This is a genomic window from Streptomyces cyaneochromogenes, assembly GCF_003963535.1.
Lineage (GTDB): Bacteria > Actinomycetota > Actinomycetes > Streptomycetales > Streptomycetaceae > Streptomyces > Streptomyces shaanxiensis.
Genome location: NZ_CP034539.1, coordinates 9,477,099 through 9,490,663, shown reverse-complemented (window position 1 = coordinate 9,490,663; position 13,565 = coordinate 9,477,099). Strand labels below are relative to the sequence as shown.

General features: G+C 69.9%; 12 protein-coding genes. 3 read left to right on the top strand and 9 right to left on the bottom strand.

All coding sequences use genetic code 11. The features are described 5' to 3' along the window. Positions 1 to 67: 67 nt before the first annotated feature. The gene (locus tag EJ357_RS42645; RefSeq protein WP_126397462.1) at positions 68 to 2,935 is read right to left on the bottom strand and encodes a SpoIIE family protein phosphatase; all 2,868 of its coding nucleotides are present in this window, start codon (positions 2,933 to 2,935) and stop codon (positions 68 to 70) included. Between the two features lie 132 nt (positions 2,936 to 3,067). Beyond that, the gene (locus tag EJ357_RS42640) at positions 3,068 to 4,054 is read right to left on the bottom strand and encodes a cyclase family protein (protein WP_126397460.1); all 987 of its coding nucleotides are present in this window, start codon (positions 4,052 to 4,054) and stop codon (positions 3,068 to 3,070) included. A 251-nt stretch (positions 4,055 to 4,305) separates the two neighbouring features. On the opposite strand from EJ357_RS42640, the gene EJ357_RS42635 reads away from it, so the two are divergent. Continuing rightward, entirely contained in the window at positions 4,306 to 4,968 is a 663-nt protein-coding gene (locus tag EJ357_RS42635; protein WP_126397458.1) for a pyridoxamine 5'-phosphate oxidase family protein, read from the top strand. 161 nt (positions 4,969 to 5,129) lie between these two features. On the opposite strand, the gene EJ357_RS42630 is transcribed toward EJ357_RS42635, so the two are convergent. Both EJ357_RS42630 and EJ357_RS42625 read right to left on the bottom strand, forming a co-directional pair. Next, positions 5,130 to 6,848 (bottom strand): acyl-CoA dehydrogenase family protein, encoded by a 1,719-nt coding sequence (locus EJ357_RS42630; protein ID WP_126397456.1) that lies wholly within the window; start codon positions 6,846 to 6,848, stop codon positions 5,130 to 5,132. A 91-nt stretch (positions 6,849 to 6,939) separates the two neighbouring features. Further along, positions 6,940 to 7,506: a PadR family transcriptional regulator gene (locus EJ357_RS42625; RefSeq protein WP_126397454.1), complete on the bottom strand. Its 567-nt coding sequence runs from the start codon at positions 7,504 to 7,506 to the stop codon at positions 6,940 to 6,942. A 251-nt stretch (positions 7,507 to 7,757) separates the two neighbouring features. Here EJ357_RS42625 and EJ357_RS42620 point away from each other — a divergent pair, with 251 nt between their 5' ends. Both EJ357_RS42620 and EJ357_RS42615 read left to right on the top strand, forming a co-directional pair. Continuing rightward, entirely contained in the window at positions 7,758 to 8,351 is a 594-nt protein-coding gene (locus EJ357_RS42620; RefSeq protein WP_126397452.1) for an RNA polymerase sigma factor, read from the top strand. Next, positions 8,344 to 9,300, top strand: a complete 957-nt coding sequence (locus EJ357_RS42615) for a CU044_5270 family protein (RefSeq protein WP_126397450.1) — start codon at positions 8,344 to 8,346, stop codon at positions 9,298 to 9,300. Before EJ357_RS42620 ends, EJ357_RS42615 begins: the two co-directional genes overlap by 8 nt. A 274-nt stretch (positions 9,301 to 9,574) precedes the next feature. On the opposite strand, the gene EJ357_RS42610 is transcribed toward EJ357_RS42615, so the two are convergent. From EJ357_RS42610 to EJ357_RS42590, 5 genes are all read right to left on the bottom strand, one after another. Further along, the gene (locus EJ357_RS42610) at positions 9,575 to 10,417 is read right to left on the bottom strand and encodes an IS5 family transposase (protein WP_126387580.1); all 843 of its coding nucleotides are present in this window, start codon (positions 10,415 to 10,417) and stop codon (positions 9,575 to 9,577) included. Between the two features lie 317 nt (positions 10,418 to 10,734). After that, positions 10,735 to 11,205: a DUF3618 domain-containing protein gene (locus EJ357_RS42605; protein WP_126397448.1), complete on the bottom strand. Its 471-nt coding sequence runs from the start codon at positions 11,203 to 11,205 to the stop codon at positions 10,735 to 10,737. Continuing rightward, on the bottom strand, positions 11,202 to 11,621 hold the full coding sequence (locus EJ357_RS42600) for a phage holin family protein (protein ID WP_126397446.1): 420 nt from the start codon (positions 11,619 to 11,621) through the stop codon (positions 11,202 to 11,204). The genes EJ357_RS42605 and EJ357_RS42600 overlap by 4 nt, the downstream gene beginning before the upstream one ends. A 151-nt stretch (positions 11,622 to 11,772) precedes the next feature. Further along, positions 11,773 to 12,321 (bottom strand): phosphatase PAP2 family protein, encoded by a 549-nt coding sequence (locus tag EJ357_RS42595; RefSeq protein WP_126397444.1) that lies wholly within the window; start codon positions 12,319 to 12,321, stop codon positions 11,773 to 11,775. A gap of 75 nt (positions 12,322 to 12,396) precedes the next feature. Continuing rightward, positions 12,397 to 13,458, bottom strand: coding sequence for a YihY/virulence factor BrkB family protein (locus EJ357_RS42590; protein ID WP_126397442.1), 1,062 nt, complete (start codon positions 13,456 to 13,458; stop codon positions 12,397 to 12,399). Positions 13,459 to 13,565: the final 107 nt, after the last annotated feature.

Sequence of the window (13,565 nt, the reverse complement as noted above, 5' to 3'; positions counted from 1 at the left end):
GCTTTCATGAGGGGACACCAACGGATCAGATCATGACATTTCAGTCATTGCATGTGAGGCATTGCCGTCAAACACCGGCGAGCCCGCACTCGGCCCAGATGACCTTGCCCTGCGGGAGGTAGCGCGTACCCCAGCTCCGTGACAGCTGCGCGACGAGGAACAGGCCACGGCCGCCCTCGTCGGTGCCGGCCGCCCGGCGCAGGTGCGGGGCGGTGTTGCTGGTGTCGGAGACCTCGCAGATCAGGGTGCGGCCGTGGAGCAGCCGTACCCGGACGGGCCCGGTGCCGTGGCGGATGGCGTTGGTGACCAGCTCGCTGAGCATGAGTTCCGCGGCGAACGCGGCCTCGTCGAGGCCCCAGTCGGCCAGTTGCCGGACGGCGCAGGCGCGGACCTCGCTGACCAGGGCCGGGTCGGCGGGCAGGTCCCAGGTGGCGATGCGGTCGGGGTCCAGGGCGTGGGTGCGGGCGACGAGCAGGGCGATGTCGTCGCAGGGATGAGCGGGCGCCACGGTGTCCAGGACGGCCTGACAGGCTTCCTCGGGCGTGCGCTCCGGGTGGGCCAGGGTTCCTCGCAGCTGGTCGAGGACCATGTCGACGTCGCGTTGCCGGTCCTCTATGAGCCCGTCCGTGTAGAGGACGAGCTGACTGCCCTCGGGGAGGTGGATCTCGGCGGATTCGAAGGGCAGGCCGCCGAGACCGAGAGGAGGCCCGGCGGGCAGGTCCGGGAAGGACACCGCGCCGTCGGGGTGGACCACCGCGGGCGGTGGATGGCCTGCGCGGGCCATGCTGCACTGCTGCGTGGTCGGGTCGTAGATCGCGTACAGGCAGGTGGCGCCGATGATGCCGCCGCCGTCGGAGACGGGGTCCTCCCGGTCCAGGCGTCCCACGAGGTTGTCGAGGTGGGTGAGGACGTCGTCCGGTGGGAAGTCGAGTTCGGCGAAGCTGCGTGCGGCGGTGCGCAGGCGGCCCATGGTGGCGGCGGAGAGCATGCCGTGTCCGACGACGTCGCCGACGAAGAGGCCGACACGGGTCCCCGAGAGGGGTACGACGTCGTACCAGTCCCCACCGACGTCGGATTCAGCGGGCAGGTAGCGATGCGCGACCTCGACCGAGTCCTGATCGGGCAGGCCGTGCGGGAGCAGGCTGTGCTGCAGGGCCAGGACCATGGCGCGTTCGCGCGTGTAGCGGCGTGCGTTGTCGATGGACAGGGCGGCTCGGGTGGCCAGTTCCTGGGCCAGCGAGCGGTCGTCGTCATCGAAGGGTGCGGGGTCCTGTCCCCGGTAGAAGCCGGCGATGCCCAGCACCACGCCGCGGGCGACCAAGGGCACCGCGATGAGGGAGTGGACATGGCTCAGCAGCTGCTCGGTGTGCTCGGGGTCCTGCGCGAGCCAGCCCGCGGCGGCCTTCAGGTCCGGTTCCAGCACTGCCTGCCCGCTGGTCAGACACCGCAGGTGGGGCGTGGTCGGGCCGTAGTCGACCCGCTTGCCCACCGGCTTGAAGGGAAGGTTGTCGCGAATGCCGTGGACCACCGTACGGCGCAGGTCACCGCCGGGATCGGCGGCCTCCTCACCGCGCAGTACGGCCTCGGGCAGGTCGATGGTGACGAAGTCGGCCAACCGCGGCACCGCCGTCTCGGCGAGTTCCTCGGCGGTACGGCGAATGTCGAGGGTGGTGCCTATGCGGGTGCTGGTCTCGGAGAGCAACTCCAGGCGGCGGCGCGCGGCCAGGGCGTACGTCCCCACGTGCGGCTCCCCCACCAGCACGAGGCCTCTCGCCGGGGGCGGGGAGTCGGGGTGGTGGTCCGTAGCGTCGCCGGAGTCGGTGATCGTGACGCCCTGGCCGGGTGCGGCGACGGGCAGGAGCCTGGACGACGCGGTGACGGAGTGAGGCTCGGGCGCCGGGGCGGCGTGCACAGTCCCCGGCAGCGGGCCGCCACGGATGTCGGCAAGGTCGGCGGGGAGGCCCAGCGGCTCGTCGGCCTGCCGCGGGACGGCGAGGGACTTTGCGCGCGAGAGGGCGGGGAGGAAGGCCTCGATGGCGATACCCGCCACCCCGGAGGCACTCGTCACCGGACGGCTCACGAGCGTGACCCGCCGGCCGTCGGACAGGTGCACGTCGACAGCGGCTCGATCCCCGCGGGAGATCAGTTCGGTGGCCGTCCCCACGAGGACGGACCGGTCCCGGGGGTGCAGTTCACGGGCCAGCTCGTCCACCCCGACACCGCGGTGGAGACCGGCCGCGGTTCTGGCCCCCGCGTCCAGGTACGCCCGCAGCAGAGCGCGCCCTCGCGCGGAGCTCTGCCCGAGCAGCCGCCGCTCGATGGCCTTCGCCGCCTTGCGTATCACGGCGTCCAGCGCCGGGTCCTCGGCGCTGCGCGGATATCCGAAGCACAGGACGCCCTCGATACGGCCGCTGAGCGGGTCCCGGACGGGGAGTGCGCGGCAGGCACTGCCCTGAGAACGCTCGGCGAAGTGCTCGGCGCCGTACACGCGGATGAGACGGCGCTCCGCGAGGGCGAGACCGATGCCGTTGGTACCGGCGACCCGCTCGGCGAACACGAATCCCGGGACGCGTTGGATCGCCGGGAGAGCTCTGGCCAGGGACGCCTCTCCGAAACGGCGCAGGAGGACCGTGCCGTTCGCGTCCGCGACGGAGATGTTCATCGCGCTGCCGGCGAACCGGGACTGCAGCCGGTCGAGGACGGGCACGGCCGCGCGCACGATCCGGCCGTCCGGGTCGAAATCGTCCCGGAAGGGAAGGTCGTCCTGGTCCGGCGAGAGGCCCAGGGATCCACAGCGCTGCCATGAATTCAAGATCGACGCTCGTACGCCCGTCTCGACCGGCTCGCCCTGCAGAAACCGCTCACGGGAACGAGCGGGCCCTGTGCCGTATGTCGCAGGCCCCGTCGGCTTCGGTTCCCCACCGGGCAGAACCACGCTTCGCCTCACTCACGCCTTCAACAATCCACTCTTCGGAAATATCCGGCATTGACGAGAATACGGGACATCAAGGGCGAGAGTCACGGTTCGTAAAATCCCTCACGCACGGTAACCGGACCGGGGTCGTGGTCACAGGACCGCGACCGGGGTGACGGGCGAACCGGTCCCGCCCGGAATGTTCAACGGCGCCACGACGAACATGAATTCATGGCGCCCCGCCTCGGCGGTCGCGGCGGAGAGCGCCTCCAGGTCGAGGTTGTCCAGCAGGGGCACCCCCATCGCGGCCACGGCCAGGGCGTGGACCGGCGAGTGCACGCCGTCCACCGGCGAGGGCCGCACATCGCTGTCGCCGTCCCCGCCCAGCAGCGCGATACCGCGCTCGGCCAGCAGCGGTACGGCGTTCACGTGGAGGCCCGCGCTCGCCGTGTCGGGGTCCCAGGCACCGAGTTCCGCGCGGCGCCGGACGTGTCCGGAGCGCAGCAGCACCGCGTCGCCCTCGCCGATCGTCACGCCAAGCGCCTTCTCCGCCGCGACGATGTCCTTCGCGTGGACCGCTCGCCCCGGCTCCAGCCAGCGGATCCCCAGGACGGCCGGGAGGTCGAGGAGCACACCCTTCGTGACGAGAGGGCCGAGCGTCGACACCGCGCCGAAGCGGGCGCCCGCGGAGTCGACGGCCTCGTTCGCCGTCCGGCCGTCGTAGAGCTGCCCCCGGTAGGCGATGTGGCACAGGGCGTCGAGATGGGTGACACCCTTGCCGTGGTAGTCGGCGGCGATGAAATCCTTGTGGGTGCGGGGTTCGGGGGCTTCGGAGACTTCCGCATCGCCCAGATCCGTCATGTGGTGCAGGGCCGGTCTGCGGTTGTCGGGGCCGGACCTGGTGTTCCAGGGCAGTGCCGTCGGGACGACCGTCCCGGACCGCACCGCGGCCGTGGCGCGCCGCACGTGGTCCGCGGTCACACGGTTCCAGGCACCACGGTCGGCCGGGGCCCACTGCCCCCATGTGCGGACGGCTTCGAAGAGGGCGTCGAACTCCCTACGGGATACGGCAGGACCGTTGCCGTTATCGGCCGGCACGGGACCCTGAGGGTCCGGGGCCTGGGCTGAACTCGAGCTCATCCGTCCTCACCGATCACTCCGGGTCCGAGAATCCCTGAGGTCACCGTGGCGGCGGCCACCTCGAACAGCCGAGCGTGCGCATCCTCGCGTAGTTACCGATTGTCGGCGAACGTGCAGATCGTCGCGAACGTGTGCCCGTGAAGGGGTGATCGTCACTTACCTGTGCCCACCACGACACCGTGCTCCGTCCGGCGTTAGAGTGCCGTCGCTCCCTACGCCCAGCTGAAGGCCAAAGGAAGGCAGCTCGTTCCGTGAACCACACCCACGAGTCCACCGGCTCCGTCGGCGAGCGCCGTCTACAGCACCTTCTCGGCACGGCCGACCAGGCCGCCACCTTCTACGACCGCCAGGTGCAGACCCGGTTGACCCCGCAGATGGCGGATTTCATAGGGCGCCAGACCATGGCGTTCCTGTCCACGTCGGACGCCGGCGGAAACTGTGACGTCACCTTCCGTGCCGGTCCCCCGGGCTTCGTCACCGTGCTGGACGACGGCACCCTCACCTACCCCGAGTACCGGGGGAACGGGGTCCTCGCCAGCGCGGGGAACATCACCGAGAACCCGCATATCGGCCTGCTCTTCGTCGACTTCGCGGAGGACCACATCGGCCTGCACGTCAACGGCGCGGCTCGGCTCCACCGGGACGAGGAGCAGCGGCGGGCCTACCCCCGCCTTCCTGTGGACACCGCTCCGGGGCGCAGGCCCGAGTTCTGGGTGCACATCGCGGTGGAGGAGGCGTATGTGCACTGCTCCAAGCACATCCCCCATCTCGTACCGGCGCCGCGGCCACGCCCGGGGGCCCAGCGGCCGAAGGATGCCGATTACTTCGTCGCCCACGCCGAGCACCAGTCCCCGCAGCACGAGGGCGGGCAGAGTGGTGGAACGCACACCGGAGCACTGCCGGGCGGGGATTGACCGGGTCAGCGATGGCTACGGCGGGGTGATCAGCGAGGTCGGCACCGCGTACCGTGGCCTCGGCGCGGCAGGGCGCGCGCAGGCCACGGTACGTGCGTCACCGCTCCCGGGGAGCATGACCGTCACGTGCCGACGAGTCGACGAGTCCCCTGGGCGCGCTGTCAGGGCGCCATCTCGTACGCCCCGGACAGCGCCTCGACACTCTCCCAGACGCGCCTCGAACGCGCTTCGTCGACGACGGGTCGCCGGACGGCACCGAGCGCCCAACGCTGCTGATCCGCGGTGGCGGAGTCCTTGCCGTGCAGCTCGACGGCGTAGGCGGAGAAGTCGCGGACGAGGACGGAGAACAGCTCGTCGAGCACGTCCTCGTCGAGGTCGGTCAGGCGGGCCTGCTCCAGGATCAGCTGGCCGTGCACCACCAGGGCGAACAACTGGCCGACGGCGAGGAGGAGATCGAGGTCGCGACTCTGCTCCTCGTCGGGGGCCGCGGTGGCGACGAACTCGCACAGGGCGTCGGCCTGCTCCCGGAAGCGGGCGACGTTCGGCACCCCGGCGTATGCGTCGTAGGCGGGGCGCCAGTCGTGGAAGCGCACGGAGCCGAGGCCACGGGCCGGTCCCTGCTGGAAGAGGAACGTGTCGTCGGCCGCGTCGAGGCGGGTCGGTACGGCCGCGAACTCGGCCGGGTTCAGCAGGTGGTTGCGCATGAACTTGAGGATCAGCGCGAGGTTGACGTGCACCGTGCCCTCGAGCTTGGGCAGCCCCCGGATCTCGACGGCGGCCTGGGCGAAGTAGGTGTCCCTCTCGAAGCCCTTGGCGGCGATCACGTCCCACATCAGGTCGATGACCTTCTCGCCCTCCGTCGTCACCTTCATCTTCGTCATCGGGTTGAAGAGCAGGTAGCGGCGGTCGTCCGGCGAGGCGGAGCGGAAGTAGTCGACGGCGCGGTCGCTGAACAGCTTCATGCCGACCAGGCGGACGTACGCGTCGGCCAGCTCGCGGCGCACGTGCGGGAAGGCGGTGACGGGGCGGCCGTACAGGATGCGGTTGTGCGCGTGGGTGACCGCCTCGTACATCGCGTGCTCGCAGATGCCGATCGAGGCGGTGCAGAGGTTGAACTTGCCGACGTTGACGGTGTTGAGGGCGGCGTCGAAGGCGGCGCGGCCCGTGTGCAGGACGTCGTCCGGGCCCACCGGGTAGTCCTCGAGGCGGAACTCGCTGACGTACTTCGAGGAGTCGACGACGTTCTTCACGAGGTGGTAGGCCGGGTGGCGGCTGTCCGCGGCGAAGAAGACGTAGCCGTCCGGGCCCTCGATGTCGGTGCGCCGACCGAAGACCGAGACGAGCCCGGCGGCGTTGCCGTTGCCGATGTAGTACTTCGAACCCGTCGCCCTGAAGCCGCCGTTGCCGTCCGGCGTCAGCAGCATGTCGGTGGAGTAGATGTCGGCGCCATGGGTCTTCTCGGAGAGACCGAAGGCGAACACCTCACCCTGGGCGAGGAGTTCCGCCGCGCGGGCGCGAGCCGCGGTGTTGTCGCTCTGCCAGACCGGTCCGAGACCGAGGATGGTCACCTGCCAGGCGTACCAGTAGTCGAGACCGTAGAAGCCGAAGATCTCGTTGAGGGCGGCGATCCGGGCCGTGTCCCAGCGCTGGTCCTCCTGTCCGGCGGCGGACGCCGGGGTGAGGAAGGTGGCGAACAGCCCCTCCTTGGCCGCGAACGCGAGGAAATCCGCCAGCCAGGCGCGGGAACGGTAGTCCTCGATCAGCCTGCGCTTGCCGCGCTCCTCGAACCAGTCGACGGTGGCCCGCAGCAACCTGCGGGTCTCGGGGTCGAACTGCGCCGGGTCGTACGTGCGCGGGTTGAAGAGGAGGGAGTCGGCCATGGAGGTCCGCCTTCCGAGGGTTGAGGGTTGAGGGTTGAGGGTGAAGTGACGGAACAAAGGTCGCGGAGCGCGGCCGGCGGTGGCCGGCTGCTCAGGTATGCGGGTGTTGCGTTCCGAGCAGGCGGAGGGTGGCGAGTACGTCGTCGAGCCAGGCGACCGTCATCCGCTCGTACGCGATGCCACCGCGCAGCACGACATGCTGCAGCTCCTGACCTGCGTCGAGCGCGGTGGGGGCCGTCGGGCCGGTGAAGTCGCGCAGCTCTCCGGCGAGATAGTGCGCGAGCCGGTCGCTGTGCACCTGGCGATGCCGCTCGACCTCACGGATCAGCACGGCCGGGTCGTCGAAGGCCGCGCCGCGGATCTTCACGGCGAGCTCGTGCCGGATGCTCTCGGGTTCGATCGGTTCGTGCAGCCACTGAGAGAGGGCGGCGCGGCCGGGGCCCACGACGGAGTACTCCTTCTTGTCCGGCCGACTCTGCTGCGGCAGCCCACGGACACTGAGCAGGCCATCGCTCTCCATGCGCTTGAGAACGCGGTAGATCTGCTGGTGCGTGGCGGTCCAGAAGTATCCGATGGACCGGTCGAACCGCCGGGCCAGCTCATAGCCGGAGCCCGGCTTCTCCAGCAGGGAGACGAGGATCGCGTGCTCGAGCGCCATACCTCGATCTTCATATGCAACTCGTTGCATAGCCAAGGGGTGCCGCACGGGTGAGACAGGGGTCACGCGGTGCGGCGGGAGTAACAAGCCCCAGAGTGGAGCGCCGCTGTCACGGATTCTGGCGGCGAGAGCTCGTGGGCTGTCCGGGCACACGAACTGGCACATCTCCTGCGCGTGAACCCTCCTGGCCGCTTCGGACAACAGGGGGTGGAATGCACGTCACTCCTACTGCACGAAGAAGCGAGGGCCTTGTGGGGGATCCACCCACCGACGACGCGCTGGTCATCCAGGAATCCCTGGAGCGGCCGGAGATATTCGCCAGGCTTTACGACAGACACGCCGCCGAGATCCACCGGTATGTGATGCGCCGGCTGGGCGACAGTCACGCCGACGACATCACGGCGCAGACCTTCCTCATCGCCTTCCGCAACCGCTCCCGCTACGACGTCGCGCGCGCCAGTGCCCGGCCGTGGCTCTACGGCATCGCCGGCAACCTCATCGGCAGCCACCGCCGCGCCGAAGTGCGGGCGCTGCGGGCGCTGGCCCGTACCGGCGTCGACCCGGTGGCCGAGTCCTGGTCGGAACGGGCCGACGAGCGGGTGACGGCCGAAGCCTCGCAGCAGGCGCTGGCCGGGGCGATCGCGGCCTTGCCCGGGAAGGACCGGCATGTACTGCTGCTGGTCGCCTGGGCGGACTTCACCTACCAGGAGTGTGCCGACGCCCTCGGGGTGCCGGTCGGCACGGTCCGCTCCCGGCTGAACCGGGCGCGGCGCAAGATGCGTACGGCGCTCGGCGCCGACCCCACCCTCGTAAGCGACCACAACGGGGCGGTAACCCATGGATGACATGACCAAGCTGCGCGAGTTGCGCGCCGATGCGCCGACGCCGGACCGGGTGCGGCTGGTTCCCGGCCGCCAGAAGCTGCTGGGAGCAGCGCAGCAGAGCTCTGCACGCAGGGTGCGGCTGGACTGGCGCGTGACGGCTGCGGGGGTCGCCACGACGGTGATCACCATCGCGGTGCTGGCGACCATGCTCGTCGGTGGCGATGGACCAGAGCGCGGCGTGCAGCCTGCCGGCCCCGACCTGACGTCCGCGACGGCGCTCCTGGAGCAGGCGGCGGAGGTGGTGTCGCAGCAGCCGGATCTGCATCCGCGCGACGGCCAGTGGGTCTACCTGAAGACCGCGCAGTGCCGATACGGAGCGTCGGACGCGGCGCCCGATGCCAAGCCCGAGGTGAGCGAGGAGTGGGTCCAGTACGACAGCCCCGTGAGGGAGGACGACAAGGACGGCGACACCGAGCCCTCGCAGCGGCGGCTGTATCGCCTGCTCGCCTCGCTGCCGGACGACCCCGCCGAGATCCGGAAGCAGGCGGCGGACATGTTCCCCATGGGCAAGGACACCGGCTTGACGGGTGAGCAGCTCGAGACCTTCGCGCTCCTGGCGACCCTCGACGAGGCCTATCCCGTGCATCCCCAGGGGATGGCCAAGCTGTACCGGGCCCTGGCCGCGGACCCCGGGATCGAGGTGGTCCCGCACCTGGTGAAGGACCCCATGGGGCATGACGCCATCGCCATATACCCGAACCTGGGCAGCAAAGCCGTTCAGCGCCGGGAGTACCTCCTCGACCCCGACACCTTCCAGTACCAGGGGAACCAGTCGGTTGCGGTGCGCGACTACGAGGAGAAGTATGAGGACGGCTCGTCGGCTGGGCGCTCGTACAAGAAGGGCGAGGTCACATTCTGCGAGATGAAGATGACCCAGTCGCTCGTCGACCGGGACGGCGAGAAGCCCTGAACCTGTCGGGCGGAAGTGGCCCAGTGCTCGTGAGCCTTTCCCGGGCCGACCCGGCGGCGCTGAGCGGCCAGCGGCTTGCGCAGAGGCGGAGGGGCACCAAGCCCGGCCCGCTCCGCCACAGCGAGTTCGCTGATCCGGGCTGAAACCCTGGCGGCAGCCAGACACCTGCACGATGTCGAAGGGCCCCACCGTTCGCGGTGGGGCCCTTCGACGTTGTCCGTCTCAGAGGTCGTTTTCTCCCGTTGTTTCATCCCGAGATGTCGCTTTGATTCTGCTATGTCGGGTCGCGCCAGGAGATGGTGGTCTCGCCGGTGAGGCGGCGGGCCATCAGGTCGGTCATGGCCAGGTGGATCATGGCTTCGGAGCGGTGCGGGTGGGTTTCGTAGTCGCGGGCCAGGCGCCGGTGCAGCATGAGCCAGCCGTAGGTTCGCTCGACTGTCCACCGCTTCGGGATCGGGGCGAATCCTCTGGTCCCGGGGGTGCGTTGGACGATTTCGAGGTCGATGCCGAGGGTGGCGGCGTGCTCGACGAAGTGCTTGCGGTAGCCGCCGTCGACCCAGACCTTGCGCAGGGTGGGGTGGTCGGTGGCGGCCTGCTCGAGCAGCGTGCGGCCGGCGGTGGAATCCTGGACGCCGGCCGCCGTGACCAGCACCGCCAGCAGCAGGCCGAGGGTGTCAGTGATGATGCTGCGCTTGCGGCCGACGATCTTCTTGCCCGCGTCGATGCCTTGTGTTCTGGCGGGGACGGAGGTGGAGGTCTTGACGCTCTGGGCGTCGATCACGCAGGCCGAAGGGTGGCGGTGTTTGCCTTCCTGCTGGCGCACCAACTCCCGTAACAAGCCGTTGAGCTGGGCGAAGACGCCGTCGGTCTGCCATTTGGCGAAGTAGCCGTAGACCGTCTGGTGGGGCGGGAAGTCGTGCGGGAGGTAGGCCCACTGGCAGCCGGTGCGGTCCACGTACAGGATCGCGTTCATGATCTCGCGCAGGTCGTGCCGGGGCGGCCGGCCGAAGTCCAGGGCCCGGCCGCGGCGTTCGAAGCGCCAGGCGGACAGCACCGGCTCGATCAACTCCCAGCGGGCATCGGACAGATCACTCGGATACGCACGACGGTCGGTCATGACCTGGGCATACCGCCGGTTGGGGGCGTGCGCCCAGGCGTGCGTTCCGCCTGGCGGGAGCACGGGACAGATCCGGGCGTCCTGGAATGAGACAGGCGTAAGTCGGCTCTCTTCCCAGACGCCACACCATCCGCCTCGCCAACCGCTGCCCGCACTGCAGACTCGCCAGCACCAGATCATCAGCAGGAGCAAAACAAGAGATAACACCGCACTACAGAGGAAAACGACCTCTCAGTTCCCGTCTCAGAGGTAGTTCCCTTTCAGCCTCAGGAAAAATTGCCAGAGGCCGACCGGCTTGTAGGCGATCTTCGACGCTTTCATGGCCGCCTCCTGGCGCGACGTATGACCAGCACCGCGATCAGGGCGCTCGCCGCCGCGAACAACGGTGCGCGGTTGGCCCGTGCCATCCGCCTGCCCTGATCGGCCTTCTCACGCAGCGGTTCAGGAGTCTTCTCGCGGGCCAGTTCGCCGATGTGCACGGCCTTGTCACGGACCTGCCCGGTGGCCGCTGTGGCCTTGGCCCGCACCGGCTCCGCTGCCCTGTCCTGCACCAGATGGGCGGCATGTGTCGCCTTGCCCCGGAGTCGGGAAGTGACCAGATGGGTCTTCTCCGCGAGCTGCTGCTTGACCTCGGTCGCCTTCTCATGAGCACGGGCCTTCACATCGGTCTTCGCCGCGAGGACCTCGACCGTCCGGCCGAGTTCCTCACGGGTCGCCTCGACCTGCTCGCGCAGGTCCTGCGAGGAAGGTGCCGGTTCATCGCCCGCGGGCGGCTTGTCCTGGGTCATCGCTGTGCCTTCTCCTTGATCTCGGCCACGTCGGCCTTCACGCTGTCCACCGTCTGCTGCGGTGTCGGCGGGGATGCCCTGCTGATCTGCTGCTTGCCGAGAGCCGCCATCAGGGCCGTGACGGCGGCCAGGACAGCGGTGACGATCAGCGCCGCCAGCCACACATCCATGACGAGCGACAGCGCGGCGATCACGGTGGCCACCAGCGCCTGCAGGGTGAGAACACCCACCAGGCCGGCGCCGCCGAACAGACCGCCGCCCTTGCCGAACCGCTTGCCCTTCTCGGTCATCTCGGCCTGCGCCAGCCGCATCTCGTCGCGGACCAGCTGGGAGAGCTGCTGCGTCGCGCGCTGGACCAGTTCCCCCACCGCTTCCTGCCCTGCTTCGCCGGTGCGGGGGGAGCCGCCTGCTGTCATCGGTGCTCACCTTCCTTCGTCCGTGCCTTGCGCATGCGCGGCAGCTTCCTCGGGGGCTCGGCCGGCCGGCGGCGTGCGCTGGGCGATCTTGCCTTCCGCCATCCGGCCGGACGGCCCGAGTACCCCCTCGCACCGGCGCAATCACCGCCCCTCAGAGCACGTACCGCCGAAGCAAGTACGGCGCGGCACGGACCAGCACGGTCGCGGCCAGTCCGATCACGGCGCCACCGGCCACGTCGGTGGGGTAGTGCGCACCGCTGTGCACCCGCTGCGCGGCCACCACCAGCGCCGAAGCCCCGCACACGGCCCCAGCGGCCGGCCACACCCGTGCGGCGGCCGCGGCGAACCCGAAGGCGGCAGCGGTGTGACCGGAGGGAAAGGAAGAGCTGTCCGGCCGGTCCCGGAGATCGCCCGGCGGTACCCATTCGGGCGGCGGACGGCGCCGCCGGTACAGCCGCTTGGCGACGCAGCCGGACAGCACCTCGGCCGTCGCCATCGCGGCCACCCCGGCCGCAGCCGCCGTCCGACCGCGCCATCCGCCGACGGCGGCCATCGCCCCTGCCGCCGCCCACCACAGCTTGGTGTGCTCGGGCGCTGCCTCGACCGCGGGCGCGATCTGCCGAACCCAGCGCGGTCCCGAGGCGATCGCCCGCCTCGCCACCCGGCGATCCCTGTCGCGCAGGGCCGCCATCACTCCCATGGCCAGCCGACTTCCCGTCGATCCCCCCTCGCACCCATACCGCGGCAGACGGTGACCTGCCGCGATCTGCCGCCGTCAGGATTCGAGACGGCGCCGGTCCTCCTCGTCCCACGTGCGGGTGTCACGCGGCTGCACATACGGCTCGTCGTCGGCCGGGTGACCGCCCGCGACGGCCCGCTGGCGGACAAGCTCCGCGTCGAACTCCAGACCGAGCAGGACGGCGAGGTTGGTGATCCACAGCCACACCAGGAAAATGACCACGCCGGCGAGGGTGCCGTAGGTCTTGTTGTACGAGCCGAAGTTGGCCACGTACACCGCGAACCCGGCGGAGGCGATCATCCAGATCAGCAGGGCCAGGAAGCTGCCCGGCGTGATCCAGCGGAAGCCGCGGACCTTCGCGTTCGGAGTCGCCCAGTACAGGACCGCGATCATGATCGTGACCAGGAGCACCAGCACCGGCCACTTCGCGATCGACCACACGGTGAGCGCCGTGTCGCCGACCCCGAGCGCTGTGCCCGCCTCCCGCGCCAGAGCTCCGGTGAAGACGACGAGCAGCGCGCTGATCACGGCCATGACCATCAGCACCACGGTCACGCCGACCCGTACCGGCAGCACCTTCCACACGGGACGGCCCTCGGGGACGTCATAGACCGCGTTGGCGCTGCGGATGAACGCGGCGACATAGCCGGAGGCCGACCACACCGCCAGCACCAGGCCCACGATCGCCATGAGGGAGCCGAGCCCGGCGTTGCCCTGCATCTGCTGGACCGCGCTGCGCAGGATGTCCTGTGCGGCGCCCGGGGCGAGCTTCTGGATGTTGTCCAGCACCGCCTGCGTCGCCGACTGGCCGACGATTCCGAGCAGGGACACGAGGGCCAGCAGCGCGGGAAACAGCGCCAGGATCCCGTAATACGTCAGCGCCGCCGCCCGGTCGGCCAGCTCATCCTTCTTGAACTCCTTCAAGGTGCCTTTCAGCACCACGCCCCAGGACCGCTTGGGCAGGTCCGTGGGACTCTCAGGAGCCCGCCGCTCCACCCGCTCGTCCGGTCCGGCGCCCGGGGTCTGCTCGGTCTCGGCCTCACGGCCGCCGACGGCATGCCCGCCGTGCCGTCCATGCCGTTTCACTGTCCGCACCATTTCGCACGGGTATCCGGTCCAGCGCCACCCATACACAATTTTGCGGCATTTCGGACTTTCCAAGGGCGGCGTCGTCGCCGACGCGTCTGCGATCCGCTTTTCGGCCG